28 protein-coding genes are annotated in these 25,830 nt (G+C 72.6%); 18 read left to right on the plus strand and 10 right to left on the minus strand.

Features of this window, described 5'->3' with window-relative positions:
* Positions 1 to 186: 186 nt before the first annotated feature.
* The 5 genes from OG251_RS26420 to OG251_RS26440 all read left to right on the plus strand — a co-directional run bounded on the left by OG251_RS26420 (position 187) and on the right by OG251_RS26440 (position 4,452).
* Positions 187 to 1,059, plus strand: a complete 873-nt coding sequence (locus OG251_RS26420) for a DMT family transporter (protein ID WP_326679461.1) — start codon at positions 187 to 189, stop codon at positions 1,057 to 1,059.
* 109 nt (positions 1,060 to 1,168) lie between these two features.
* Entirely contained in the window at positions 1,169 to 1,690 is a 522-nt protein-coding gene (locus tag OG251_RS26425; RefSeq protein WP_326679462.1) for a MarR family winged helix-turn-helix transcriptional regulator, read from the plus strand.
* A gap of 95 nt (positions 1,691 to 1,785) precedes the next feature.
* Positions 1,786 to 2,250 (plus strand): hypothetical protein, encoded by a 465-nt coding sequence (locus tag OG251_RS26430; RefSeq protein ID WP_326679463.1) that lies wholly within the window; start codon positions 1,786 to 1,788, stop codon positions 2,248 to 2,250.
* A 55-nt stretch (positions 2,251 to 2,305) separates the two neighbouring features.
* Positions 2,306 to 3,172 carry an NmrA family NAD(P)-binding protein gene (locus OG251_RS26435; protein WP_326679464.1) on the plus strand — a complete coding sequence of 289 codons (867 nt, stop codon included), beginning with the start codon at positions 2,306 to 2,308 and terminating at the stop codon, positions 3,170 to 3,172.
* A 155-nt stretch (positions 3,173 to 3,327) separates the two neighbouring features.
* Positions 3,328 to 4,452 (plus strand): NAD(P)/FAD-dependent oxidoreductase, encoded by a 1,125-nt coding sequence (locus tag OG251_RS26440; RefSeq protein ID WP_326679465.1) that lies wholly within the window; start codon positions 3,328 to 3,330, stop codon positions 4,450 to 4,452.
* A 102-nt stretch (positions 4,453 to 4,554) separates the two neighbouring features.
* On the opposite strand, the gene OG251_RS26445 is transcribed toward OG251_RS26440, so the two are convergent.
* Together OG251_RS26445 and OG251_RS26450 are read right to left on the minus strand one after the other, a co-directional pair.
* Positions 4,555 to 5,013, minus strand: coding sequence for a MarR family winged helix-turn-helix transcriptional regulator (locus tag OG251_RS26445; protein ID WP_326681425.1), 459 nt, complete (start codon positions 5,011 to 5,013; stop codon positions 4,555 to 4,557).
* A 90-nt stretch (positions 5,014 to 5,103) separates the two neighbouring features.
* Positions 5,104 to 6,414 (minus strand): MFS transporter, encoded by a 1,311-nt coding sequence (locus OG251_RS26450; protein ID WP_326679466.1) that lies wholly within the window; start codon positions 6,412 to 6,414, stop codon positions 5,104 to 5,106.
* A 60-nt stretch (positions 6,415 to 6,474) separates the two neighbouring features.
* Here OG251_RS26450 and OG251_RS26455 point away from each other — a divergent pair, with 60 nt between their 5' ends.
* On the plus strand, positions 6,475 to 7,452 hold the full coding sequence (locus OG251_RS26455; RefSeq protein ID WP_326679467.1) for an ArsR/SmtB family transcription factor: 978 nt from the start codon (positions 6,475 to 6,477) through the stop codon (positions 7,450 to 7,452).
* A 101-nt stretch (positions 7,453 to 7,553) separates the two neighbouring features.
* On the opposite strand, the gene OG251_RS26460 is transcribed toward OG251_RS26455, so the two are convergent.
* On the minus strand, positions 7,554 to 8,525 hold the full coding sequence (locus tag OG251_RS26460) for a transglutaminase-like domain-containing protein (protein WP_326679468.1): 972 nt from the start codon (positions 8,523 to 8,525) through the stop codon (positions 7,554 to 7,556).
* Positions 8,526 to 8,550: 25 nt separating this feature from the next.
* Positions 8,551 to 9,555 (minus strand): GNAT family N-acetyltransferase, encoded by a 1,005-nt coding sequence (locus OG251_RS26465; RefSeq protein WP_326679469.1) that lies wholly within the window; start codon positions 9,553 to 9,555, stop codon positions 8,551 to 8,553.
* 117 nt (positions 9,556 to 9,672) lie between these two features.
* Here OG251_RS26465 and fdxA point away from each other — a divergent pair, with 117 nt between their 5' ends.
* Positions 9,673 to 9,993, plus strand: coding sequence for a ferredoxin (gene fdxA / locus OG251_RS26470; protein WP_018956287.1), 321 nt, complete (start codon positions 9,673 to 9,675; stop codon positions 9,991 to 9,993).
* A 212-nt stretch (positions 9,994 to 10,205) separates the two neighbouring features.
* Complete coding sequence (gene dapC / locus OG251_RS26475) at positions 10,206 to 11,303, plus strand: succinyldiaminopimelate transaminase (RefSeq protein WP_326679470.1); 1,098 nt, start codon at positions 10,206 to 10,208, stop codon at positions 11,301 to 11,303.
* 84 nt (positions 11,304 to 11,387) lie between these two features.
* Here the strand turns inward: dapC and OG251_RS26480 are convergent, their stop codons facing one another.
* Positions 11,388 to 11,852, minus strand: a complete 465-nt coding sequence (locus OG251_RS26480) for an ATP-binding protein (RefSeq protein WP_326679471.1) — start codon at positions 11,850 to 11,852, stop codon at positions 11,388 to 11,390.
* 298 nt (positions 11,853 to 12,150) lie between these two features.
* The gene (locus tag OG251_RS26485) at positions 12,151 to 13,077 is read right to left on the minus strand and encodes a hypothetical protein (protein ID WP_326679472.1); all 927 of its coding nucleotides are present in this window, start codon (positions 13,075 to 13,077) and stop codon (positions 12,151 to 12,153) included.
* 62 nt (positions 13,078 to 13,139) lie between these two features.
* On the opposite strand from OG251_RS26485, the gene dapE reads away from it, so the two are divergent.
* Positions 13,140 to 14,219: a succinyl-diaminopimelate desuccinylase gene (dapE, locus tag OG251_RS26490; RefSeq protein ID WP_326679473.1), complete on the plus strand. Its 1,080-nt coding sequence runs from the start codon at positions 13,140 to 13,142 to the stop codon at positions 14,217 to 14,219.
* Positions 14,220 to 14,302: 83 nt separating this feature from the next.
* Entirely contained in the window at positions 14,303 to 15,088 is a 786-nt protein-coding gene (locus tag OG251_RS26495; RefSeq protein WP_326679474.1) for a TIGR00730 family Rossman fold protein, read from the plus strand.
* 178 nt (positions 15,089 to 15,266) lie between these two features.
* On the opposite strand, the gene folP is transcribed toward OG251_RS26495, so the two are convergent.
* Positions 15,267 to 16,139: a dihydropteroate synthase gene (gene folP / locus OG251_RS26500; RefSeq protein WP_326679475.1), complete on the minus strand. Its 873-nt coding sequence runs from the start codon at positions 16,137 to 16,139 to the stop codon at positions 15,267 to 15,269.
* A gap of 91 nt (positions 16,140 to 16,230) precedes the next feature.
* Here folP and OG251_RS26505 point away from each other — a divergent pair, with 91 nt between their 5' ends.
* Positions 16,231 to 16,626, plus strand: coding sequence for a DivIVA domain-containing protein (locus OG251_RS26505; RefSeq protein ID WP_326679476.1), 396 nt, complete (start codon positions 16,231 to 16,233; stop codon positions 16,624 to 16,626).
* The gene (locus OG251_RS26510; protein ID WP_326679477.1) at positions 16,623 to 17,210 is read left to right on the plus strand and encodes a DNA-3-methyladenine glycosylase I; all 588 of its coding nucleotides are present in this window, start codon (positions 16,623 to 16,625) and stop codon (positions 17,208 to 17,210) included. Before OG251_RS26505 ends, OG251_RS26510 begins: the two co-directional genes overlap by 4 nt.
* Before the next feature lie 42 nt (positions 17,211 to 17,252).
* Here OG251_RS26510 and OG251_RS26515 read toward each other — a convergent pair whose 3' ends face one another.
* A complete protein-coding gene (locus OG251_RS26515) occupies positions 17,253 to 18,065 on the minus strand; it encodes an enoyl-CoA hydratase/isomerase family protein (protein ID WP_326679478.1) in 813 nt (270 codons plus the stop codon).
* Between the two features lie 314 nt (positions 18,066 to 18,379).
* Between OG251_RS26515 and OG251_RS26520 the strand changes: the two genes are divergently transcribed.
* Complete coding sequence (locus OG251_RS26520; RefSeq protein ID WP_003966491.1) at positions 18,380 to 18,547, plus strand: DUF3117 domain-containing protein; 168 nt, start codon at positions 18,380 to 18,382, stop codon at positions 18,545 to 18,547.
* A gap of 169 nt (positions 18,548 to 18,716) precedes the next feature.
* Here OG251_RS26520 and OG251_RS26525 read toward each other — a convergent pair whose 3' ends face one another.
* Complete coding sequence (locus tag OG251_RS26525) at positions 18,717 to 19,382, minus strand: O-methyltransferase (protein WP_073718008.1); 666 nt, start codon at positions 19,380 to 19,382, stop codon at positions 18,717 to 18,719.
* A gap of 181 nt (positions 19,383 to 19,563) precedes the next feature.
* Here OG251_RS26525 and sigE point away from each other — a divergent pair, with 181 nt between their 5' ends.
* The 5 genes from sigE (at position 19,564) to OG251_RS26550 (ending at position 24,562) form a co-directional block, all read left to right on the plus strand.
* Positions 19,564 to 20,325, plus strand: coding sequence for an RNA polymerase sigma factor SigE (gene sigE, locus OG251_RS26530; protein ID WP_326679479.1), 762 nt, complete (start codon positions 19,564 to 19,566; stop codon positions 20,323 to 20,325).
* On the plus strand, positions 20,322 to 21,341 hold the full coding sequence (locus OG251_RS26535; protein ID WP_326679480.1) for an anti-sigma factor family protein: 1,020 nt from the start codon (positions 20,322 to 20,324) through the stop codon (positions 21,339 to 21,341). Before sigE ends, OG251_RS26535 begins: the two co-directional genes overlap by 4 nt.
* Before the next feature lie 89 nt (positions 21,342 to 21,430).
* Positions 21,431 to 23,158, plus strand: coding sequence for a S1C family serine protease (locus OG251_RS26540; RefSeq protein WP_326679481.1), 1,728 nt, complete (start codon positions 21,431 to 21,433; stop codon positions 23,156 to 23,158).
* 118 nt (positions 23,159 to 23,276) lie between these two features.
* The gene (locus OG251_RS26545; protein WP_326679482.1) at positions 23,277 to 23,777 is read left to right on the plus strand and encodes a sec-independent translocase; all 501 of its coding nucleotides are present in this window, start codon (positions 23,277 to 23,279) and stop codon (positions 23,775 to 23,777) included.
* A gap of 125 nt (positions 23,778 to 23,902) precedes the next feature.
* Positions 23,903 to 24,562, plus strand: a complete 660-nt coding sequence (locus tag OG251_RS26550; RefSeq protein ID WP_326679483.1) for a hypothetical protein — start codon at positions 23,903 to 23,905, stop codon at positions 24,560 to 24,562.
* A gap of 120 nt (positions 24,563 to 24,682) precedes the next feature.
* Here the strand turns inward: OG251_RS26550 and OG251_RS26555 are convergent, their stop codons facing one another.
* The gene (locus tag OG251_RS26555) at positions 24,683 to 25,816 is read right to left on the minus strand and encodes an Mrp/NBP35 family ATP-binding protein (protein ID WP_326679484.1); all 1,134 of its coding nucleotides are present in this window, start codon (positions 25,814 to 25,816) and stop codon (positions 24,683 to 24,685) included.
* Positions 25,817 to 25,830 lie beyond the last annotated feature (14 nt).

Raw genomic sequence — 25,830 nt, forward strand, 5'->3', positions numbered from 1 at the left:
GCACCACTGCGGGAACCCCGCCCGACCGTGGCGTGGGGACGGGGCGGCGGGTCCTGCGGGAACCGTCCGGCACGCCGGGAGCACTGCTCCTGTCCAGGTCGGCACACCGGCGATGTGCCGATCCGCGGGCACGGCATACGCTACCGGCGCCCCCGCCCCAACCGCCGCTCATGGAAAGGCCGTGCGATGCCGGTCGCCCTGGTGCTTCTGCTCTCCGGGACCTGGCTGTTGTCCGGCGCCCTGGTCACCGGGACCGATCCGCTGATCGTCGCCGTCGGCCGTACCGCCGTCTGCTGCGCCGCGCTTACCGCCGTCGCCGCCTCCACGGGGGGCGGCCGGGCCGATCTGCGCCGCGCGGCCGCCCGGCCCGGCACCGTATGGCTGCTGGGACTGCTCGGCTTCGCCGGATACGCCGCGGGCACCCTCCTCGCCATCCCGCGCATCGGTACCTCGCTCACCAACCTCGTCGTCGCGCTGATGCCGTGCGCGTCGGTGGTGGTGGGGGCCCTGTTCTTCGGCGAACGCGCGGCCCCGCGCAAGGCTGCCGGGGCGGCGCTCGCCTGCGCGGCGGCGGCCGGATACGCGGCACTCGGCGCCGAAGCGGGGGATATGGACGGCACGGGGCTGCTGCTCGTGGCGGGCGCGACGGCGGCCTTCGCTGTGTACGGGTTCCTGTACCGGCAACGCCTCTCCGGGCTGCCGCCGTCGGCCGTCCTGCCCGTGCTGCTCGCGGCGGCCACCTGCCTGCTCCTGCCGATGGCCCTGCCCGCGCTGATCGGCCGTCCGCCGACGCTCGCCGCGACCGGCGGGATCGTGGTGCTCGGTGCGGCCGTCTACGCGCCCGCCTACCTCGTACAGCACCGGCTCATCCTGCTGCGCGGGCCGGTCTTCACGGCCGCCGTCCAGCTCGCCGTCCCGTTCACCGTGCGCCTCGGCGACTGGGCGCTGGGCACCGCGCCCGCGCCCACGCCCGCCGAACTGCTGCTCCTCGCCCTGTGCTGCGGGGGGATCGCGCTGGTCACCGTCCGGCCGCGGGCGCGGCTTCCGGTGAAGGGGTGAACCCCCGTGCGGCCGACCGGGGCGGAGACGCGCGTGGGGTCCGCAGGGCGGCTGCCGTTCCGGCGGACGCGGCTTGACCGAGTATGTAGTTAGGTGCCATATTAATTTTATGAGTGACGAGGACGCGAACTCCGGCGCTGTGCCCACGCTTGATCAGGCGCGGAGTCAGATCGCGCGGTACGGGCTCGACGCCGACCCGCAGGCGGTGCTTGTGGCCGTGCGTCTGATGACCGCCGGGGCGCGGCTGGACCGTGCGTCCGAAGTGCACTTCTCCCGTTTCGGGCTGTCGATCGGGCGCTACCGCCTCCTGGTGGACCTTGAGGACGGCGGCGGGGGGAAGTCGCCGTCGCTGCTCGCGAAGAGCCTCGGTGTCTCGCGTGCCACGGTGACCGGCCTGGTGGACGGGCTTGAGCGCGAGGGCCTCGTGACCCGCCACGCGTCCATGGAGGACGGGCGGGGTGCGGTGGTCGCGCTCACCGCGTGCGGTGCCCAGCGGCTGCGCGGTATGGCCGCGGATCACTTCGCGCGCCTCCAGGCGCTGGTCGGCGGGCTGACCGCCGACGAGCGCGGGCTGTTCCTGGATCTGCTGGAACGGATCACCTGGGGGATCGGCGCACTGACCGCCGAGTAGCGTCCCGCACCGCACGGGAAGCGCCCGCATCGAACGGGCGACTGTCTCCCCATGCCCACATAGTTAGGCCCCTAATAACTTTTCGAGGAGTGTACGTGAGCACTGTCCGCAACAAGGCCGCCCAGCGCGGTTCCGCCGCCCGCCCGTTCACGCTCTGGAAGGAGGTCGCCGTCGCCTACCTGGCCCCCGCGCTCTCGGCCGGGATCGGTGGAGTCCTCGGCGGGCAGCCCGAACTGACGACGGCCGCCTTCACCTCCATCGGGATCACCTCGGCCGTGGTGGCCTTCGTCGTCGGCGGATGGCTGCACCGCCGGGGCCGGCCGCGCCGGTGGACGACCTCGGTGCCCCGCCCGGTGATCACCATCGGGCTCGGTGCGGCCGCTACCGGAATCGCGGGACTGGCCGGGTGGTTCGCGTCCGGCTGGTTGCCGGCGCACACACCGGTGCCCGATGCCGGGTGGCTGGACCGGCTGCGGATCGACCTGCCGCTGTCGGCCGCCCTGGCCACCACGATCGTCACCTGGCGATGGAGCGGCACGGCAACCCGGCGGCGGAAGTGACCCGGCCGCTCTCCCCTCGAATCCCCGGACCCACCCGCACCACGAAAGGCACACCGTGATCACCATCATGGGCGCGACCGGCGCCACCGGCGGCGCGCTGCTCCGGCGCCTGATCGAGCTGGACATCCCCTGCCGTGCGATCAGCCGCACTCCGGACGGACTGCGCGCCGCGATCGGCGCGCAGGCGCCGGTCGAGGTCGTCGGTGCGGACGCCGCGGACCCCCGCGCGCTCCGCGCCGCGTTCGACGGCTCCACGCAACTGTTCCTCGCCATGGCCAACAGCCCGCGGCAAGTCGCGTTGGAGATCAACGCGGTGGACGCCGCGGCCGCGTGCGGCGTACGGCACGTCGTCAAACTCTCCGCCCCGGCCGCCGAGCCCGACTCGCCGGTTGCCGTCTCGCGCGGGCACTGGCAGGTCGAGGCGCACCTCGCGGCGACCGGCATGGTGGCCACGCTGCTCCGGCCCTACGCGTTCATGCAGAAGCTGCTCCTGAACGCTCCGGCGGTCGCCGAGGGCGTGCTCGTCGCGGCGATGCGCGACGTGCCCTGCAACTACATCGACGTCCGGGACATCGCCGATGTCGCCGCGGAGGTCCTCCTGCGCCCCGGCCTCGACGGGGTCACGTACACGCTGACCGGCCCGCGGGCCTTCAGCTGTCCGGAACTCGCGCATCTTCTCGGTGAGCTGACCGGCCGGCGCGTCCGTCACATCGACCTGCCTCCGGACGACTTCCACGGCCATCTCGTCCGCACCGCACACCTGCCGGACTGGCTCGCGAGCCATGTCGTGGAGATCCAGCGACTGGCCGTCGCGCGTCCCGAGTCCCCGAACGGGACGGTGGAGGCCGTCCTCGGCCGCCCCGCCCGGACGCTCGACGCCTTCCTCCGCGAGCACCGCGCCGTGTTCGCGCCGGGCATCTGACCGGCATCCGCCGGCGGCCGGGCATTTCCGGCGGCTGACGGGAAAGCCGTACGCCACCTCGGGACGGACCGCCGGTCCGACCGGTGTTTACAGTTCGCCCTACGAACTAATATGGTTCGTAGGGCGAACTGGATTCTTCTGTGGGGGTCGGAAACATGCGTCGTACGGTCGCGGTCATCGGCGGGGGTTACGGCGGCGCCGCCGTCGCCAAGGCACTGGACGAGGAGGCCGACGTCGTCCTGGTCGAGCCCAAGGACGCGTTCGTGCACGTCGCGGGCTCCCTGCGCGCACTGGTCCGGCCGGACTGGGCGCACCACATCTTCTTCCCGTACGACAAGCTGCTGCGACGCGGCAGGGTCATCCGGGAGCGCGCCGTCTCGGTGGACCCCGGTGGCGTCACGCTGGCCTCGGGTGCCCGTGTCGACGCCGACTACCTGGTCCTCGCCACCGGCTCCGACTACCCCTACCCCGCCAGGACGGACACCGATGTCTCCGGCGAGGCGCTGGCGCGGGTGCACGCCACCCACAGAGAACTCGCCGACGCGAAAAGGGTGTTGATCGTCGGAGCCGGGCCGGTCGGCCTGGAGCTGTCCGGCGAGATCAAAGCGGTGTGGCCGGACACACGGGTGACCGTCGTCGATCCGGCCGGGCAGCTGATGCCCGGGTTCGATCCGGCGATGCGCGAGGAGCTGACCGCCCAACTCCGTGAACTGGGCGTGGAACTGCGCCTTTCCACCCGGCTGGCCGAGGAGCCGCCGACCGGGCCGGGGCGGGCGAAGACCTTCACTGTCGGCACCGCGGGAGGCGAACGCGGCGCCGGGCACCGGGCCGGCCGCTCCGAGGACATCACCGCGGACATCTGGTTCCGCTGCTACGGCGTCAGTGTCAACAGTGGCTATCTCGCCGACTCGATGCCCTCGGTACGCACGCCGCAGGGGCTGGTCCGGGTGACCGAGCGGCTCAACGCGGTGGGCTACGGCCATATCTACGCGCTCGGCGACCTCACCGATCTCGACGAGGCCAAGATGGCCGGTCACGCGATGAAGCACGCCGACGTGGTGGCGCGGAACATCCTCGCCCAGGTGCGCGGCGAGGAACCGGTCGCGGTGTACCGGCCCTCCCCCGTCCCCTCGGTGCTGCTCCCGCTCGGCCCCGAGGGCGGTGTCGGCCAAGTGCCCACGCCCGACGGGCCGTCCGTGCTGTCGGCGGAGGCGGTGGCCGCGTACAAGGGGGCGGACCTGTTCACCGGCCGGTTCGCCGAGCTGTTCGGTACCGGTTGAGCCCGTGGGGGCGGTGAAGGCCCGTCCGCCGTGCTCCGCGGGGGCCGGGTCCCGCGCCGCGCGCCCGGTGCGCTCCGCGCGGACGGGGCCTGCCCCGTGCCCTCAGGCGCGCTCCGCGCGGACGGGGCCCTCGCCCGCCTCCATGAAGACCACCGGCACCTCGTTCTCCCGGACCAGGCGCCCGAGGAGTTCCGCGAGCCGGTCGCGGTCCGCCGGGTCGAGACCGGCCGGCAGGTCTCCGACGCGGCGGGAGGTCTCGTCGTAGAACTCGCGGGCGAGCCGTCCGCCCCTGTCCGTGAGGGCCACTCGGATCGCCCGCCCGTCCCGGGGGTCCGGCTCGCGGTGTACGAGTCCGAGCTGCGCGGACCGGTCCACCAGGCCGGTGAGGCTCGACTTGGCCAGCCCGAGCGTCGCGCCCAGCTCGCTCATTCCGTACGGCTGGGCCATCAGGACGCAGAGCAGTTGCCCCTGCTGTGGTGTCAGGCCGAACGCCCGGCCCGACTCGGCGTACACCGCATTCACCAGGAACGAGGAACGCACCAGCGCGGTGACGACCCCCATGTGTTCATCCGCTGATCTCCCCATGCGGCCAGAATACGGGAACGGCCGGGTCTATTCCGCCTCCGAGCCTTTCGGTTCGCTTGATTCGTGTCACGAACTAGCGGGGAGAGGGAAAGCCGCTGCCGGCACGAAGGCCGCTCCCGGCATGGGAGGAACCTCTTCGGGTCGCGCCACCGCCTGACCCGGCAGCGATTTGGGGCGGGCGCTCCGGCCGCCGGACCCCTCGCTGTCGCCGCCCGGTCCGCGCTCGGGCCGCAGCCCGGGGGCGAGGGCCAGCGTCACCGCGAGCGAGAGCGCCGCCAGTACGACGATGCCCGTCGCCGGGGAGGTGAGCTGGGCGACGCCTCCCGCGAGCGCGGCGCCCACTCCCTGCATGGTCAGCATCCCGGAGGTGTGCAGGCCGAGCGCGTGCCCGCTCAGCTCGTCCGGGGTCAGCGCCATCAGGCGTTCCTGGAGCAGCAGGCTCGCCGAGAACCCGGTGGTGGCGAGCACCACCGCCACCACCGCCACGGGCAGTGACGGATGCAGTGCGAAGACCAGGTACGGCGCGGCGAGGAGCAGCCGCAGCGGGTTGCCCAGCCGGTCCCGCCACCGCCGGGGGACGAACCGGCCGAGCACCGTGTCCCCGGCCAGCATGCCGAGGGCGCCGCAGGCGAAGAGGAGCCCCGCGTGACGGGGATCGTAGGAGAGGTACAGGGACTCGCAGCCCACCACCAGCCCGTTGGGCACCCACAGGGCCAGGTAGACATAGCGGCGCGGCACCGACGACCAGAGCAGTGCGTTGGTCCGCCAGGTCTCCTTCACCGACGGCCGTCCGGCGGCCCGCGGCGGCCGGGCGGTGAGCCCGCAGCGCGCGACGGCCGCGGCCACCAGATACAGGGCCGCGCCGACGAGCAGGGTGCCGCGCGCCGACAGCGTGGTCACGAGCACCCCGCCGATCGCGAACCCGCCGATCTGCATGGTGCCGACCGACATGTTGATCACCGACCGGCCGAGCAGGAAACCCTCCTTCGGAAGGATCTCGTTGAGCAGCCCGTACCGCACTCCACCGCCCAGGGACGAGACCAGCCCCAGCAGCAGGAGGACTCCGAAGAGGGCCCACAGGGGCAGGCCGGGGACGGCCTGTACGGCGGAGCCCAGACCGAACAGCAGCGCCAGACCGGTCAGCGCCCCGCGCGGCGGCAGCCGGTCCGCCGCCGACAGGAGCGTGGCCGCGCCCAGCATCTGGGCCAGGGAGGTGCCGAACATGGCCAGCGAGGACAGCAGCGGTGAGCCGGTGCGGGAGTAGACCAGAGTGCCGAGGGCGAGGCCGGTCGCGGTCTGGGCCGCCACCTGTACGGAGACGGTCGCGAAGAGCGGGGTGAACTCCGGAGTCCGCAGGAGTTCGCGGTAGGTGCGCATGGCCGGAGTCTCCGGGCGCGGTCGCGGGGGCGGTTAGTGTTTCGCCGGGAGGCGAAAGCAATGGGCTGGTGGCAGATCAGCGCGGACACGCTCGCGAACAGCCGGTTCGCCGTCTCGCCGCTGACCGAGACCATCGCGAGCATGAAGGTCCTGGAGCGGGGGACGGCCGCCCATCCGGGGGAGCGCGTCTGGCTCGACGCCCATCTGCCCGCCTACCGGCGGCGGCAGACCGAGGACCCGGTCTCCGCGATGATCGTCCGGGCCGCCCTGGCACCCCGGTGGAACGCCAACTTCCTCACCCCCACCCCCATGGCCACCCCCGCGGGGGAGGCGCCGCCGGACTTCGCCCGGGAGTTGTCGCGGATGCGCGCCACCCCGCCGGAGGACGCCCGCGCCGACCTGGTGGAGACGCTCCGCGGACCGCTGCCCGCCCGGCTGGACCGTGACGACCTGGCGCCGCGGACCGCCGATGTCCTGGAGTGGGTGTGGACGCACACGGTGCTGCCCCTCTGGCCGAGGCGGCGCCGGATCCTGGAGGCCGATGTGGTCGCCCGCGCCGCCGAGTTGAGCCGGGGAGGCTGGGCCGCGGCGCTGAACGGCATGCGTCCGGGCATGCGCTGGCTGGGGGAGAGCCGGCTCCAGATCAACACCCACGACCACCCGCCGCGCGAACTGGCCGGGTCCCAGCTGCTGTTCGTGCCCGTCACCCCGGACCAGTCCTGGGTCTCCTGGGACGCCCCGCACCGGTACGGCGTGGTGTACGCGTGCTCGGGGGCGCTCGCCGAGGCGGACCGTACGCCGGTGCCCAGGGCCCTGGGTGCGCTGATCGGGCCCGCACGGGCCGCTGTCCTCGTGCTGCTGTCGACCCCGCTGAGCACGACGCAGCTGGTGGCGCTCACGGGGCAGGGCCTGGGTTCGGTGGGCCGTCACCTCAAGGTCCTGCTCGACGCCGGGCTGGTCGGGCGTCGCCGGGCGGGCCGCTCCGTGCTCTACCGCCGTACGGACGCCGGAGAGGCCCTGGTCCGCACGGCACGGTGACCCGCCGCCGGGCACCACCGGCGGCCCGTCACCGGTGCGGCCGGGCATCACCGGCGGCCCGCCACAGGTACGGCCGGGCATCACCGGCGGCCCGCCACCGGTCAGTTCAGCAGCGCCCGCGCCGCCCGTGCCCGTCGCCGGACCGCGTCGGCCGTCGCCGGGTCGATTCCGGCGACGATCTCCGCGTACTCCTCCATCTCCGCCGCCCCCTGCGGGAACTCCCCGCGCTGGACCAGGAGCTGGGCCCGTTCGTAGCGCAGCCTGGCCGGGTGCGAGGGCAGCAGCAGCGACAGGTCGACCGCCCACAGCGCCACATCCGTGTACTCGGGGCGTGCCGCGGCCCAGGCCCTGATGTTGTTCAGGATGCGCAGCACGATCTCCAGGGGCCGCGCGGGCACCAGCATCGACTCGGTCAGCGGCGCCCCGGTCGCCCCGGCCACCATCAGCTCGGCGTCCTGCCCGCTCAGCGGCGCGCCACCGGCGAACGGATCGGCCAGCACCCGTTCCGCCGGATCGCCGAAACCGACGACGAAGTGACCGGGCAGCGCCACCCCGTACACCGGTGCGCCCGCCCGCCGCGCGACCTCGATCCAGATCACGGACAGCAGGATCGGCAGCCCGCGACGGCGGCGCAGCACCTGCTGGAGCAGCGACGAGTCCAGCCGCTGGTAGTCGGCCGAAGCCCCGGTGAATCCACACCGCTCACCGAGCAGCTCGGCCAGGACGGAGGCCCAGGCACGGGCGGAGCGCGCTCCGTACGGCAGCAGTCCGGCCAGCCGGTCGAGCTCGATCTGCGAGGCGTCGATGCCGTACGGATCGGGGGAGGCCCCACCACCGTGCCCGTCCGCCCCGTCCCCGCCCGGTACCGCCCGGTCCTGCCCGGACACCCGTGCGTCCGACCCCGGCGCCGGCGACGGCCGCCCCCCGAGCGGCCCCGCCTCCGCGCCCAGCAGCAGGCAGAGCAGGGCGAGGTCCGGCCGCTCGGAGCGGGCCTCCTCGGCGAACTGCCGCCGCCGTTCGGCCGCGCCGGAATCCTGCGGGCCCCGGGAGCCGGGAGAGCTGGGGGGACTCATATGCGACACGTATCCCTGCTGGTCCTCACGGTGCGGACCGGAAGTGGTGATAGCTGTGGTGGAGCGCGAAGCCCATGCCGTCGTACAGCGCCCGCGCCCCGTCGTTGTCCGTCTCCACCTGGAGCCACGCGGCCGACGCGCCCTCCTCCAGCGCGCGTCGCGCCAGCGCGGTCATCACCGAGGTCGCCAGCCCGCGCCGCCGGTGCTCGGGCCCCACCTCGACCGCCATGAACCCGGCCCACCGCCCGTCCACGACGCACCGCCCGATCGCCGCGGGCGTCGTGCCCTCCGGGTCGCCCGGCTCGGTCGCGAACCACACCGAGGGCCCGGAGCCGAGGACCTGGAGCACATGGGCGCCCGGGGTGTCGAAGCGCTGGTAGCGGGAGAGCCACGCGGCGTCCGGCTCACGGCTCAGCCGGACCGCCGGGACATCCGCGTCCAGATCCCCGACCGGCGCCAGTGCCCCGATCCGTACCTCGGCCGACACCTCGCGCAGCCAGCCGTGCCGCTCCAGCTCCGCGCACAGTGCCTCCTGCGTACCCTCGGCGCCGGTCGCGGTCTGGACGTACGCGGGCAGCTCCCGTTCCCCGTACCAGCGCTGTACGCGCTCCAGCGCCTCGCCGACCGGCAGTCCCGGATCACCGAGCGGCAGCACGGAGTTGGCCCGCCGGGTGAAGCCGCCGGCGGCACGCAGCCGCCAGTCGCCCAGCGGCTCGCTCTCCACCGGCTGCCAGGCCCGCGCGCAGACCCGGGCGAGCTCGTCGAAGGAGGCCGCGGGCCCCCGCCGCCGGGCCGGTGCGGCGGGCACGACCTTGCCCGCCACCAGCGCGGATTCCGCGATGTGGACGGATTCACCACTCTTGGATGTGATCGAGAGCACATGGTTGTCCCACGATGTGAGAACCCCGACGGTGTCCGTGAACATGGCGCCTTCGCCGACCCCTTGGGGGCGACGCCTGACCGACACACGTTTGCCCACGTCAGCCGGTGTGATGCGGACCTCCAGCCGTCCGCCGATGGTGAATTCCACAGCTCTCTCCGCCCCTCCTGTTCGGTTCGTGCCCGGGAACGGAGATACTAGGTGCGGGCATCGACGACGCCGCGCTCCCGCGCGAGAGCCAACGCCCTACCGAGGAGGAACGACAGCGTGACCTACGTCATCGCGCAGCCTTGTGTCGACGTGAAGGACAAGGCCTGCATCGAAGAGTGCCCCGTCGACTGCATCTACGAGGGCCAGCGGTCCTTGTACATCCACCCGGACGAGTGTGTCGACTGTGGAGCCTGTGAGCCGGTCTGCCCGGTCGAGGCCATCTTCTACGAGGACGACACCCCGGAGGAGTGGAAGGACTACTACAAGGCGAACGTCGAGTTCTTCGACGACCTCGGCTCGCCGGGCGGTGCCTCCAAGCTGGGCCTGATCGAGCGCGACCACGCGTTCATCGCCGCGCTGCCGCCGCAGAACCAGTAAGCAGCGGCCGCACGTGCGCCGCCCGGTCCCGTACGGCTCGTCACCGTGCGGGACCGCGGTGTTTTCCGGCGCGCCACCGCCGCCCGGCGCCCCTCTTCAGCAGCCCGAGCCGCCGGTGCGGCCGGAGGGCCGCCAGGTGCCCCGGGACCCCGCGGCCCCGGCGGCTCCGTGACCCCCTGTGGTTCGCCGCCCGTACGAGAAAGCAGAGTTCCGTGTCCGCAGCAGTCTCCTCCCGCCTTCCGGTCTTCCCCTGGGACAGGCTCGCGCCGTACAAGACGACGGCCGCCGCCCACCCGGACGGCATCGTCGACCTGTCCGTCGGCACGCCCGTCGACCCGGTGCCCGAGCTGATCCAACAGGCGCTCGTGGCCGCCGCGGACAGCCCCGGCTATCCGACGGTGTGGGGCACAGCGGCCCTGCGCGACGCCCTCACCGGCTGGGTGGAGCGGCGTCTCGGAGCGGTCGGGACGGCCCACGAGAACGTGCTGCCGGTCGTCGGCTCCAAGGAGCTGGTGGCCTGGCTGCCGACCCAACTGGGCCTCGGCGCGGGCGACAAGGTCGCCTACCCGCGGCTGGCGTACCCGACGTACGAGGTCGGCGCCCGGCTCTGCGGCGCGGAGCCCGTCGCCTACGACGACCCCACGGAGCTGGACCCGACGGGTCTCAAGCTGCTCTGGCTCAACTCGCCGTCCAACCCGACGGGCCGCGTCCTGTCCAAGGACGAGCTGACCCGGATCGTCGCCTGGGCGCGTGAGCACGACGTCCTGGTCTTCAGCGACGAGTGCTACCTGGAACTGGGCTGGGAGGCCGAACCGGTCTCCGTGCTCCACCCGGACGTCTGCGGTGGCCGGTACGAGGGCATCGTCGCCGTCCACTCGCTCTCCAAGCGCTCCAACCTCGCCGGATACCGCGCCGCCTTCATCGCGGGCGACGCGGACGTCCTGGGCGAGCTGCTGCTGATCCGCAAGCACGGCGGGATGATGGCGCCCGCACCGGTCCAGGCGGCCACCGTCGCGGCGCTCGGCGACGACACCCATGTCGCGGAACAGCGCGCCCGGTACGCGAACCGGCGCACCGCCCTGCGCGCCGCGCTGGAGGCCCACGGCTTCCGCATCGAGTACAGCGAGGCGAGCCTCTACCTCTGGGCGACGCGCGACGAGCCGTGCTGGGAGACGGTGGCCCACCTCGCGGAACTCGGCATCCTGGTGGCGCCCGGCGACTTCTACGGACCGGCGGGCGACCGTTTCGTACGTGTGGCGCTCACGGCGACCGACGAGCGGGTGGCGGCGGCGGTCGCGCGGCTGTCCTGACCCACGGACACCACGCGCCGAGGGGCCTCGGGAGTGCGCACTCCCGAGGCCCCTCGGCGCGTCCTGTGTGTTCCTGCGTGGGGATCAGCCGAGCGGCAGGCCCTTCAGGGGCAGGCCGCCGGTGAGGCCGCCGCCCAGGCTGTCGGTCGGGAGAGCGCCACCGATGCTGTCGGTGGGCAGGCCGCCCGCGGTCGCGGCGGTGGCCGTGCTGCCGACGAGCTCGCCCGCCTGGCCCGCGGTCTCCCCGACGGTCTTCTGGGCGGCCGGGAGGGCAACGGAACCCGCCTGGCCGACGGTCCTGCCCACGGCCGGGATGGCCGTGCCGACGAGCCGGCCGCCGGTTTCGCCCACGGCCTTGGTGCCCTGCTGCGAGGCGCTGTCCACGGTGTCGCCGAGACCGGCGCCGTCGAGCGAGGTCAGGCCGCCCAGGTCGGGGGCCGGCGGGAGCTCCGCGGCACCTGCGGCGCCGGCCGCACCGACCACGGGGGCCGCGCCCGCGGCGATCAGCAGCGCGGCACGGGCGATCCGACGGGTCAGGGGGAGGGACATGATGCTCCTTCGACGGGAATCCAACAGACTCGGGAATCTGTCTGTCCGGTGATCGGACGCACTGACAACCGGTCCGGGGGCGGGGAAGGTTGCGGTGCGGCAAGGTAAAGAGTGAGCAATGCGTCCGATAATCCGCAGCGGAGGAACCCGGGCAAACAATGCGTGCGGCGACCGCTGGGCGAACCGTCACTTCCCTGTGGCGGCAAGGGAATCGGCCAGTGCGGCCCGTGCGGGTGAAAGCGCCGTCGGCAGGGCTGCCGGAGACCGGCCGGATGCTTCGTACGGGTGGTCGGCCGTACTACTGCGCGAGCCCGATCCTGACCTCGGCCGTGCCCGATTCCGTACGCTCTGAGCGTTCCGTCCGCCAGCCGTCGTCGGCCGTCCACACCCGGTCCGCGAAGGCGACCCGGTCGATCCGCAGGGCCTCGGCCCGCGCGACGGCCCAGTGCGCCAGCTCCCAGCCGCGCTGCGGCGCCGTGCCGCCCCCGGTCTTCGCCGCGGTGGCGGGCACGGGCACCGTGACCGACGTCGCGGCGGACGCCCCGGCGGCCCTGGCCGACGGCAGTACGTCCTTGCCGAAGGCGCTCACCAGCTCGGAACGGACCTTCGCCGCGTCGCCCGGACCGGTCGCGGTCGCCGTGGACGGGGAACAGTTCAGTGCGGTGGGCGCGCGCCCGGTCAGCGCGGCCGCCAGCAGCGCGGCGTCCGGCTCGTGCTTCGCGTACGCCTGGGGGAAACCGCTGAGCTGCACACGCTGCGCGGCCACCGTCAGCGGGAGCCTGGAATAGCCCGGGACCTCGGCGAGACGGTCGTAGAACATCCCGGCCGAGTAGACCGGGTCCATGATCTGCCGCGCGGTTCCCCAGCCCTGCGAGGGGCGCTGCTGGAAGAGCCCGAGCGAATCGCGGTCACCGTGATCGAGGTTGCGCAGCGCGGACTCCTGCAGGGCCGTCGCCAGCGCGATGGTGACCGCGCGTTCCGGCATGCCGCGGGTGGTGCCGACCGCCGAGATGGTCGCGGCGTTGGCGGCCTGATCGGGAGTCATCTCGTACGTACGGTCCTCGCCCCGCGTCCCGTCCGCGGAGCGCACGGTGCAGTGGGGCTGCCCCTTGTTGCCGGAGACGTACTGCACGGCCAGATATCCCCCCAGGGCCACGAGCACGGCGAAGGCGGCCGTGACTCGGAAGAGGCGGCTGCGGCGGGCGGGCGTGGAGGTCCGGGGCACGGGGCCCACGGTACTGGAGGGTACGACCGGGGTGGATACCGAAGTCCCTTAGGGTCGTGGCCATGGCCGAAAGCACGCTTGACCTCACCCTGGACGGACCGGCGCTCACCGCCCGGCTCGTGGACTTCCCCTCCGTCAGCGGGGAGGAGACCGAGCTGGCCGACGCGATCGAGACGGCACTGCGCGGCCTTCCCCATCTGACCGTCGACCGGTACGGGAACAACGTCGTGGCCAGGACGCGGCTGGGGCGCGCCGAGCGGGTCGTGCTCGCCGGCCACATCGACACCGTGCCGATCGCCGACAACGTCCCGTCCCGGCTCGACGACAACGGCGTGCTGTGGGGGTGCGGAACCTCCGACATGAAGTCGGGCGTCGCCGTACAGCTGCGCATCGCCGCGACCGTCCCCGAGCCCAACCGCGACCTCACCTTCATCTTCTACGACAACGAAGAGGTCGCCGCCCACCTCAACGGCCTCGGGCACGTGGCCGAGGCCCACCCCGACTGGCTCGACGGAGACTTCGCCGTCCTCCTGGAACCCTCCGACGGCCAGGTCGAGGGCGGCTGCCAGGGCACGCTGCGGGTCCACCTGCACACGGCGGGGGAGCGGGCCCACTCCGCGCGCAGCTGGATGGGCGCCAACGCCATCCACGCCGCGGCACCGATCCTGGACAGGCTCGCCGCGTACGAACCGCGCCGCCCGGTCATCGACGGGCTCGAATACCGCGAGGGCCTCAACGCCGTACGGATCGAGGGCGGCGTCGCCAACAACGTCATCCCGGACGCCTGCGTCGTGGTGGTCAACTACCGGTACGCCCCCGACCGCGGCGCCGAGGAAGCCCTCGCCCACGTCCATGAGGTCTTCGCGGACTGCGGAGTCACCGAGTTCACGGTCGACGACCACTCCGGTGCCGCCATGCCCGGCCTCGGCCACCCGGCGGCCCAGGCGTTCATGGCGGCCGTCGGCGGCACGGCCCAGCCCAAGTTCGGCTGGACGGACGTCTCCCGCTTCGGTGCGCTCGGCGTGCCCGCGGTGAACTACGGCCCCGGCGACCCGCTCCTCGCCCACAAGCGCGACGAACACGTCGTGGCCGAGCGGATCACCCACTGCGAGGAACGCCTCCGCTCCTGGCTCACCAGCTGACTCATGGGCTTCCCCCGGTCTTCACCTCCGTCGATCTACGCTGGCCCGACAAGCACATCGCAGGTCGGCGGAGGGAGCAGGTCATGGGCAACCCCGAGGATGCACGCAACGCACAGGGCGCGGAGGTTCCCGAGGGCGCGATCAGGCCCGAGGAACAGCGCATGGGCCCGGTACTGCGTCGCAGGGACCAGGTGCAGCCCGGCACGACCGATCAGCGGCTGCTGGACTCCGAGGGCGATTCCGAGTGGGTGCACACCGACCCCTGGCGGGTGATGCGTATCCAGTCGGAGTTCGTCGAGGGGTTCGGCGCCCTGGCCGAGCTGCCGAGTGCCATCAGTGTCTTCGGCTCGGCCCGCACACCGGTCGGCACGCCGGACTACGAGGCGGGCGTACGGATCGGCCGGGCGCTCGTCGAGGCGGGCTTCGCGGTGATCACGGGCGGCGGCCCCGGGGCGATGGAGGCGGCGAACAAGGGGGCACGGGAGGCCAAGGGCGTCTCGGTCGGCCTCGGCATCGAGCTGCCGTTCGAGTCCGGCCTCAACCCGCACGTCGACATCGGCGTCAACTTCCGCTACTTCTTCGTCCGCAAGACGATGTTCGTGAAGTACGCCCAGGGCTTCGTGGTCCTGCCCGGCGGCCTCGGCACGCTGGACGAACTCTTCGAGGCGCTGACCCTGGTCCAGACGGGCAAGGTGACCCGCTTCCCTATCGTGCTCTTCGGCTCGGCGTACTGGAGCGGCCTCGTCGACTGGCTGCGGGACACCGTGGTGGCGCAGGGCAAGGCGTCCGAGAAGGACCTGCTGCTCTTCCATGTCACGGACGACGTGGAGGAGGCGGTCAGGCTGGTGACCAAGGAGGTCGGCAGGTAGGGCCGTCGCCCGCACCGGCCCGGATCGGCCCGGTCCGGATCGAGCAGAACCGGACTGATCCGGACCGGACCGCCCCCGGATCCGGCGGCGGTCCGGGGGCGGCGTCCCGCCCCCGGACCCGCTCCACTCCTGCGCTCCACCCCTCCGTGCCACGCCGGCCCCGCCGCCACGCGAACTCCTACGCCAGCCCCCTGCGCGCCACCGCCGGGGCCCGCAGCCCCGCGATCGACGCCACCATGTCCAGCACCTGCCGCGTCTCCGCCACCTCGTGCACCCGGTACACCCGCGCGCCCAGCCACGCCGACACGGCCGTCGTCGCCAGGGTGCCGATCACGCGTTCCTTGACCGGGCGGTCGAGGGTCTCCCCGACGAAGTCCTTGTTGGACAGCGAGACGAGCACCGGCCACCCGGTCTCCGCCATCTCGCCGAGCCGCCGTGTCGCCTCCAGCGAGTGCCGGGTGTTCTTCCCGAAGTCATGACCGGGGTCGATCATGATCCCGTCCGTCCGCACCCCCAGCTCCACGGCCCGCTCGGCCAGTCCCACCGTCACCCGCAGGATGTCCGCCATCACGTCCTCGTACGCGACGCGGTGCGGACGGGTCCGCGGCTCGGCGCCGCCCGCGTGCGTGCACACCAGGCCCGCCCCGTACCGCGCGGCGACCTCCGCCAGTTTCGGGTCGACCCCGCCCCACGCGTCGTTCAGCAGGTCCGCGCCCGCCTCGCAGACCGCCGCGCCCACCTCGTGGCGCCAGGTGTCCACACTGATCACCACGTCCGGGTGGCGGCGGCGGACCTCGGCCACGAACCCGACCGTACGGCGGGCCTCCTCCTCGGCCGTCACCTCCGCGCCGGGACCGGCCTTCACCCCGCCGATGTCGATGATCGCGGCGCCCTCGGCGACCGCCTGCTCGACCCGGGCGAGCGCGGGCTCGTCCCGGAACGTCGCGCCCTGGTCGTAGAAGGAGTCCGGGGTCCGGTTCACGATCGCCATGATCACCGGCTCGTGCGGCCCGAATTCCCGCCGTCCGAGCCTCAGTGCACCGCTTCGCATCCCGTGTTTCCTCCTCAGTAGGTCGCCTGCGACCCTAACCGTCGGTGCCGCATGGCACGATCGGACCCGGACAGGATTCCGCCCCGGGGAGATGCTCGTGTTCTGGTTCTTGCTGCTCACCATGGTCGTGGTGGTCGCCGCGGTCACCCTCGCGGTGGTCGGCGGCGGTGGAAGCCCGGTGCTCCAGGACGCGCCGCCCGAACGGCTGACCGACCCGCTGCCCGCGACGCGCCCGGTCGGCCGGGCGGATGTCGAGGCGCTGCGCCTGCCGATGGCCCCCCGCGGCTACCGGATGGCGGATGTCGACGAGGCGCTCGACCGGCTCGGCGCCGAGCTGGCCGAGCGGGACTCCCGGATCGCCGAGCTGGAGTCGGCCCTGGCCGGAGCCCGGTCCGCCGCGACGGGCGGTCCCGATCTGTTCAAGAGGCCCGGCGAGCCGCTGAGCCAGGACCCGGGACCGTACCGGGACGAGGAGGACGAGCGATGAGCGGTGGAGCCGAACCGGCCCCGGACGGCGGCCTGCGCTGCCCCTGGGGGCTGTCCACGGAGGACTACCTGACCTACCACGACACCGAGTGGGGCCGCCCGGTCCACGGCGACGACGCGCTCTTCGAGCGGCTCTGCCTGGAGGCGTTCCAGTCCGGTCTGTCGTGGCTGACGATCCTGCGCCGCCGTGAGGGCTTCCGCGCCGCCTTCGCCGGGTTCAGCATTCCCGCGGTGGCCGCGTTCACCGACACCGACCGCGAACGGCTCCTCGCCGACGCCGGCATCATCCGCAACCGCGCCAAGATCGACGCGACCCTCGCCAACGCGAAGGTGCTGGCCGGCTGGCCGGCCGGGGAGCTGGACGCGCTGATCTGGTCGTACGCCCCCGATCCGGCGGGCCGGCCCGTACCGCGCGTGCTGGGGGACGTCGCGGCGGTCACATCGGAGTCCACGGCGCTCGCCAAGGAGCTGAAGAAGCGCTCCATCCGCTTCGTGGGTCCCACGACCGCGTACGCCCTGATGCAGGCGTGCGGCCTGGTCGACGACCACCTCGCCGACTGTGTGGCCCGCGGGGCCCGTCCGTAGGCCCTCGGGGGCCGCGAGCGCCCCTCGAGGGCCCGTAGCCGCCTACTTGCCGAGGTACTTCGGCTTCCGCTTGGCCAGGAACGCCTCCACCGCGATGGTGTGGTCCTGCGACGCGCCCGCCTTCGTCTGGAGTTCGTCCTCCTTCTCCAGCGTCTCGGCGAGCGTGTGCCCCGCGCCGTACGCCATGGACGCCTTCAGCGCCGCGTACGCCACGGTCGGGCCCTCGGCCAGGGTGCGGGCCACGGCCGCGGCCTCCTCGGCGAGCTCGGCGGCGGGCACCACCCGGTTCGCGATACCCAGCTCGTACGCGTCCTGCGCCGAGATCGACCGCGGGAAGAACAGCAGGTCGGCGGCGCGGCTCCGGCCGATCAGCCGGGGCAGCGTCCAGGACACGCCCGAGTCGGCGGTCAGCGCGACGCCCGCGAAGGACGTGTTGAACGACGCGGTGTCGGCGACCACCCGGTAGTCGGCCGCCAGCGCGAATCCGAATCCCGCGCCCGCCGCGACGCCGTTGACCCCGGCGACCACGGGCTTCTCCATCTCCGTGATCGCCCGCACCACCGGGTTGTAGTGCTCCCGCACGGTGCTCAGCGCATTGCCGCCGCCCGCCTCGCGGGTGGCCGTCAGCGTGGCGACATGCTCCTTGAGGTCCTGGCCCACGCAGAAGGCGCGCCCGGTCGCGGTGAGCAGAACCGCGCGCACGGCCGTGTCGGCCGCCGCGTCCCGCAGTGCGTCCCGCAGCGCGACCTTGGCCTCGGTGTTCATGGCGTTCATCGCGTCGGGACGGTTGATCGTGATCGTCGCGAGACCTTCGTCCACTGCGTAGAGCACGGTGTTCGCCATGTCGTCGGCCATTGCGGTGTCCCCTTACGGCTCGGCATCGTTGCCACTGCAGGCAAGCATGGCCGACTCGGGGCGGGGCGGGTATGTGACCTGCGTCTAACAATTGCCCCTCACCTGGGGGCGCAGGGCGGCGCAGTATCGCAGCCGGATCGCCGAATTGGGTGGTTTTGCGTGAGCGCGTTGCGCAAGCGATGCCGACCGATGTTGGTCATCAGGGTCTGTGATGCGGGATAATGGTGGGGAAGCAATGTGTTCGATGCCGGTGAGGCAGCGCCTGTCATGGGGCCGCCGGTTGCGATGAGCTGGTTTCAGGAAGGGGAACGAGCATGGCGGCCATGAAGCCGCGGACGGGCGACGGCCCGCTCGAGGTGACAAAGGAGGGGCGGGGCATCGTCATGCGCGTTCCGCTCGAAGGCGGCGGTCGGCTTGTTGTCGAGCTGACTCCGGACGAGGCCGATGCCCTCGGCGATGCGCTGAAGAAGGTCGTCGGCTGACGCGGAACGCCCACACGCGACCACTGCCCCGGCACGGATACCGTGCCGGGGCAGTGGCGCGTTCGGGGGGATGACCGGCGGATACGTGAACGGGCCGGGCGAAGGGTGTGGCACGGGTGCGCCTGGTGGCGCGCGCCGGATGCGGCGGGCGGAACGAGCGGAACGGCCGTCAGCCGCGACGGACCGCGCAGAGCAGGCCGTCACCGACCGGCAGCAGCGTCGACATCAGCTCCTGGCTCTCCCGCACGGCGCGCAGCAGCTCGCGCAGGCGCAGCACCTCGGCGGGCTGAGCGGCGGAATCGACCGTGCGGCCGTCCGCGAAAACGCCCTCGAAACAGACCAGTCCGCCCGGTCTCAGCAGGCGCAACGATTCAGCGAGGCAGTCCAGGCTCTCCAGCCTGTCGCCGTCGCAGAAGACGAGGTCGTACCCGCCGTCCGCGAGCCTGGGCAGGACGTCCAGGGCGCGCCCGGGGATGAACCGGGCCCGGTTCGCGGCGAAGCCCGCCGCGCGGAAGGCCTCGCGGGCGAACTGCTGGCGTTCCGGTTCCGGATCGACCGTGGTCAGTACGCCGTCCGGGCGCATTCCGTGCAGCAGATGGATGCCGGACACGCCTGTTCCCGTCCCGATCTCCGCCACCGCTTTGGCGTCCACGGCGGCAGCGAGCAGGCGCAGCGCGGAACCGGTGCCTGGGGACACCGAGCGCAGCCCTGCCTCGCGGGCCCGCTCCCGGGCCCAGCGCAGTGCTTCGTCCTCGGCGACAAAGGCGTCGGCGAACGCCCAGCTCGTCTGCCGGTTGGCGGTAATGACCCTCTCCTGACCCCGTAGTTGGCGCAACGGTGACTGTATCCGCTGGACCCGGGAACCCGCAGATGGGACCGGGCGTTGTGCAAGGACAGGGGAAAGCGCAGCGAACGGGCCCGCGGATCGGGCCCGCGACCGTGCGCCGGCAGTTCCCGGGCGACGCCCGGCCCCAGCAGGAAAAAAGGCTTATCCGGAGCTAACGGGCGAGGTGGCTATGGTAGGGGCTCCACTGGACACCACCAGAGCCGATAGGGGAGGTGCGGCTGCGCCTGTGGATCGGAGAGGGGTGCTGCGGCGCCTTCTCGGGTCGGCGGGTGAGCCGAAATCCGTGACCAACATTGCTGACCGTTCTTCCAACGACTCCGCAACGACCGCGACCTTCGCCTCAGATGCGGACTCTCAGGCGTGGACCCCGCCCTCATGGGAAGAGATCGTCAGCACGCACAGCGGACGTGTGTACCGCCTTGCCTACCGGCTGACGGGCAACCAGCACGATGCCGAGGACCTCACCCAGGAAGTTTTCGTCCGGGTGTTCCGTTCCCTGTCGACCTACACCCCCGGCACGTTCGAGGGCTGGCTGCACCGCATCACCACCAATCTCTTCCTGGACATGGTCCGCCGTAAGCAGCGGATCCGTTTCGACTCGCTGGGCGACGACGCCGCCGAGCGGCTCCCGAGCCGCGAGCCGTCCCCGCAGCAGGTCTTCAACGACACCCATTTCGACGCCGACGTGCAGCAGGCCCTGGACACCCTCGCGCCCGAATTCCGCGCGGCAGTGGTGCTCTGCGACATCGAGGGGCTCAGCTACGAGGAGATCGCCGCGACCCTGGGCGTGAAGCTCGGCACCGTGCGCAGCCGTATCCACCGCGGTCGCTCGCACCTGCGCAAGGCGCTCAAGCACCGTTCGCCCGAGGCCCGCGCCGAGCAGCGCTCCCTGGCGGACGCGGTCCTGGCAGGGGAGGTCGGATCGGCGTGAGTGGTACAGGACCGACCCCCGCGGAGCAGCATCTGGGGGACCGGCTCGCCGCGCTTGTCGACGGTGAGCTGAAACATGATGCCCGTGAACGGGTCCTGGCCCATCTGGCCACCTGTCCCAAGTGCAAGGCCGAGGCCGACGCCCAGCGGCGCCTGAAGAGTGCCTTCGCCCTGTCCAGCTCACCCTCGCCCTCCGAGGGGTTCCTGGCCCGTCTGCAGGGCCTTCCCGGGGGTCCCAGCGGCGGCGACGGCGGCCCCGGCGGACCGTTCGGCGGCAGCGGACGCTTCGCCGACGAGTTCTTCCCCGCGATGCGGCCCTCCGGCGGCAGCCGTACGGACCCGGCCCCGGGCTCCTCGCCGCTCGACAGCTTCGGTTACCTCCCCGCCGGGCACGGCTCCACCGCGGTCCTGCCGGGCGGCGGCTCCCGCGGCGTCTTCCGCATACACGACGTGGCCCGTGACGCCGACCGTTCGCCCTGGCGCGGCCGGAGAATCGCCTTCGCCGCGGCCAGCGCCGTGTCGCTGGCGGCCATCGCCCTCGGTGGCACCCTCCCCCTGGACTCCGCTCCCGACACCGCGCTCCGGGCCGAGGGCACGGGCAGCAGTGTGACCCCGCTCGACGCCGACGCGCGGGCCGAGAGCGGCAGCGCGGCCAGCCGCAGGGCCGGTGGCGCGCTCGCCGTGGACGGCGACCGTCCGGCGATCGGCTCCACCGCGGTGCCCTCGGCCTCGCCGGCCGTCCGGGCCCCGATGGCCCCGCAGATGCTCGCGGCAGTGCCCTCGTCGCTCAGGGCCGCGCCGCTCACCGGGAACCCGTTCGTCCTCCCCGCACTGAATGTCTCCGTGCCCCCGCTGATACGGCCGACCGGCACCACGTCGCTGCTGGCCGCGGCGCTCGGTGGTGCCCCGGCGCCGAAGTCGGCCGCTCCGTCCGCACCGGCCTCGGCGAGGCCGTCCGCACCCGCCTCCGCGCTGCCGCCCAACGATCACGCACTCCCGCTTTTCCCCCGGCGCTGACGGGGCCCTGCGCGGGGATTCGCAAACCTGGTTGAATTCCGGGAGGGACGCCCCTGTGGGGGCGTACAGAGGCCAGTTGCGGGGAGATCATGGACGACGCGAAGCCCACCGGGCCCAAGGCGAAGTGGTGGAGCCGTCCCACGACGGGGCGCAGCGGTCGCACGGAACCGGAAGGCGTATCTCCCGCCGAGGACTCCGCGGGAGCCGCGAATACGGCAGACGTGACGGACGCGGCCGGGACGGGGAGTGCGGCGGTATCGGAACAGCCGGTCCCCGGTGTGCCGACGCCCGCACTCCCGGCCGACGAGCCGCTCCGGCCCGCCGCCCCCGCGATGCGGCCGCTGCACGAGCCCGACGAGTACAGCACTCCGCCCTACGGCGGCCCCGGTCCATGGGCGCCCGCGCCCCCCGTACAGCGACCCGTGCCGACCCCGGCGCACGGGACCCCCGTACCCCCGCAGTACGCCGCGACGAACGGGGCTCCCGTCGCCGTCGATCAGGTTCCGCCGCCCGGACCGGTGCCCGGCGGCATGCCGCCCCAGGCCCCGCCGCAGCACCTGCCGCCCCACCCGCAGGCGCAGCAGGTGCCGCAGCAGTCCGGACAGCAGCCGCCCTCCCAGTGGCTCCAGTACGACCCCTGGGGGGCGCCGCGGCAGCCGCTGACCCAGCCGGGTCCCCCGCTCGGCACCGAACCCGCCGGGCGCGGCAAGAGCCGCCGGGGGACCGTCCTGATCGGGGCCGTCCTGCTCGCCGTGGTCGCGGGCGGCATAGGCGGTGGAATCGGCGCCTACGTCGAGCGCAACGGTGGCCTGACCAGCGTCGAGCTTCCCCAGACCGGCCGGGACAGCGGGGGGCGGGCTCCCGACAGCGTCGCCGGGATCGCCGCCAGCGCCCTGCCCAGCGTCGTCACCCTGCACGTCAACGGTGCGTCGGAGTCCGGCACCGGCACCGGCTTCGTCCTCGACAACAAGGGCCACATCCTCACCAACAACCATGTCGTCTCCCCGGCCGGCTCCAGTGGCGACATCACCGTGACGTTCAGCGGCGGCGAGACGGCGGCCGCCGAGATCGTCGGCAAGGACAGCGGCTACGACCTGGCCGTCGTCAGGGTCACCGGAGTCTCCGGACTCAAGCCGCTGCCCCTCGGCAACTCCGACAATGTGCAGGTGGGCGACCCGGTGGTGGCCATCGGTGCCCCCTTCGACCTGTCGAACACGGTCACCTCCGGCATCATCAGCGCCAAGCAGCGGCCGATCACCGCCGGTGGCGAGAAGGGCGACGGCACCGACGTCAGCTATGTCGACGCGCTCCAGACCGACGCTCCGATCAACCCCGGGAACTCCGGCGGCCCGCTCGTCGACGCCCAGGCCCATGTCATCGGGATCAACAGCGCCATACGCGCGGCGGACAGCGGGGCCGGATCCGAGGGCGCCCAGTCCGGTTCCATCGGCCTCGGCTTCGCCATACCCATCAACCAGGGCAAGCGCGTCGCCGAGGAGCTGATCAACACCGGCCGGGCGACCCACCCGGTGATCGGCGTCACCCTGGACATGAAGTACACCGGTGACGGGGCCAAGGTCGGTGCGAAGGGCGCCGACGGCGGGCCCGCGGTCACCACCGGCGGCCCCGGGGCGAAGGCTGGCATCAGGCCGGGCGACATCATCACCGAGGTCCAGGGCCAGCGGGTGCACAGCGGCGAGGAGCTGATCGTGAAGATCCGTGCCCACCGCCCCGGCGATCGGCTCGTCCTCCGGCTGACCCGCGGTGGTAAAGACCTGTCCATGACTTTGACGCTCGGCTCGGCAAGCGGCACGTAACGGCCACCGGAAGGTACCGCCCGGACAGCTTCGACAGGTACCGTTGAGCGGTCCGGGCCGTCATCCGGCCTGGTGGGGAAGACCCGGAGAACACGCGGAGAACACGAGGAGCAGCTAGGTGTTCAATGACATAGGCGCACTGGAGCTGCTGACGCTCGTGGTTCTCGCCGTACTGGTCTTCGGCCCCGAGAAGCTGCCGAAGGTCATTCAGGACGTCACGCGCACCATTCGCAAGATCCGCGAGTTCTCGGACAGCGCCAAGGAAGACATCCGCTCGGAGCTCGGTCCGCAGTTCAAGGACTTCGAGTTCGAGGACCTCAACCCCAAGACGTTCGTCCGCAAGCAGCTGATGGACGGCAACGACGACCTGGGGCTGAAGGAGATCCGCGAGAGCTTCGACCTCCGCAAGGAGATGGCCGAGGTCACCGACGCGGTGAACGGACGCGAGAGCGTGTCCTCCGCTTCCGCCAACAGTGCGGTGAACGGCTCGGCGAAGGAGTCGTCCGGCGGTGCGTCCGACGGTGCGGTGAACGGCTCCTCCACCACCCCTGACCTGCTCAAGAAGCCGGCGCCGCCGACCAAGGACGAGCGCCCGCCGTTCGACGCAGACGCCACCTGAGACCGGTCAATCCCGACTCGCCCCTACGGTATGGCTATTCTCCATCTGTCCGGTTGCGAGGACGCCCAAGCCCGCGGGGGGCGGGCCGCTCCGGATCGGAACAGATCGAGGAGGCGGCCGGGCAGATGGAGACGACGAGTCGGGTAGGGGCGGAAGGTGCGCCCAGCACAGTCACCGCAGAGGGGGTGCCGGCGACCCGGCGTACGGTCGACGGCTATCTGCGGGCGCCGTTCCCGTGGTACGGGCTGGACGAGGCATTCACCGGGCCGCGCTGGCCGATGCAGGTCGGCACCGCGGCGGACGGCACGGTGCAGCACGGTTCCACCGGACACGGTGACGAGCCCCTGGTGCGGTCCGACGCGCGCCCGGAGAAGGAACGCTTCGCGGTCGTCGTGACCGTGGCCAGCAGCCCGGTGCGGCGCAGCGGCGACGGTACGGGGGTGCTGGACGCCACCACGGTCTCCTCGGCCGCCTGGCTGGCGGGCTCCGGCCTCCTGGCATACACCTGGCCCCCGCAGCTGGACCACGCGCTGCGAGACGACTGGCTGGACCAGCAGACCGAGACGGCGTTCGCACTCGCCGACGACCTCGGCACCCCGCCCTGGTCGAAGCTCTCGCTTCCGGTGGACGGCGTTCCGGTGGAGTTCCACTACCGCGAGTCCGAGTTCGGCTGGGTGCTGGCCGGTTCGGCGCACGGCGGTGTGCACATCGGGGCTTACGGGCGGGGGATGAGCGCGTACGGGCTGGGGTTCGCGGTGATCGGCGACATCACCACGTACGTCTAGGCGGTCCCGGCGGCTGCCGGGCGGGCGGAAGCGTCCGCCCGGCGACCGGGATCAGCGGTGCCGGGACCGAGGACAGCGCGGTACCCGGGGGCCGGGACCGCGCTGTCGGGTCGGTGGGTGTCAGAACTTGTTGCGGGGGGTGATGCCCAGCGACATGCCGGACAGGCCGCGCTGACGGCCGCTCAGCTTCTCCGCGATGGACCGCAGCGCGCTGCCGGCCGGGGAGTCGGGGTCGGACAGGACCACCGGCTTGCCCTCGTCGCCGCCCTCGCGCAGCCGCAGGTCGATCGGGATGGAGCCGAGCACCGGAACCTCGGCGCCGACCGTCCGCGTCAGGCCCTCCGCGACCCGCGCGCCGCCGCCCGAGCCGAACACATCGACCATCTCGTCGCAGTGCGGGCACGGCATGCCCGACATGTTCTCCACGACGCCGACGATCTTCTGGTGGGTCTGTACGGCGATGGAGCCGGCCCGCTCGGCGACCTCGGCCGCGGCCTGCTGCGGGGTCGTGACGACCAGGATCTCCGCGTTCGGCACGAGCTGCGCGACGGAGATCGCGATGTCACCGGTGCCCGGCGGCAGGTCGAGCAGCAGCACGTCCAGGTCGCCCCAGTACACATCGGCGAGGAACTGCTGCAGCGCGCGGTGCAGCATGGGTCCGCGCCACACCACCGGGGCGTTGCCCGGGGTGAACATGCCGATGGAGATGACCTTCACGCCATGTGCGGACGGCGGCATGATCATGTTCTCGACCTGGGTCGGCTTGCCGTCCGCGCCGAGCATCCGGGGCACGCTGTGCCCGTAGATGTCCGCGTCCACGACGCCCACCTTCAGCCCGTCGGCCGCCATGGCCGCCGCGAGGTTCACCGTTACCGAGGACTTGCCGACGCCGCCCTTGCCGGAGGCGACCGCGTACACCCGGGTCAGCGAGCCGGGCTGGGCGAAGGGGACCTCGCGCTCGGCCGTGCCGCCGCGCAGCGCGGACGCGAGTTCCTTGCGCTGTTCGTCACTCATCACATCGAGCGTGACGTCGACGCGCGAGACGCCTTCGACCCGCGCGACCGCTTCGGTCACATTCTTGGTGATCGTCTCGCGCATCGGGCAGCCGGAGACCGTGAGATACACCGTGACAGCGACTACACCGTCAGCATCGATCTCGACCGATTTCACCATGCCCAGCTCGGTGATCGGGCGGTGGATCTCCGGGTCGTTCACTGTCGACAGTGCTTCACGCACCGCGTCTTCCGTAGCCATAGGGACGATGGTAC

The organism is Streptomyces sp. NBC_01237, assembly GCF_035917275.1.
Taxonomy (GTDB): Bacteria; Actinomycetota; Actinomycetes; order Streptomycetales; family Streptomycetaceae; genus Streptomyces.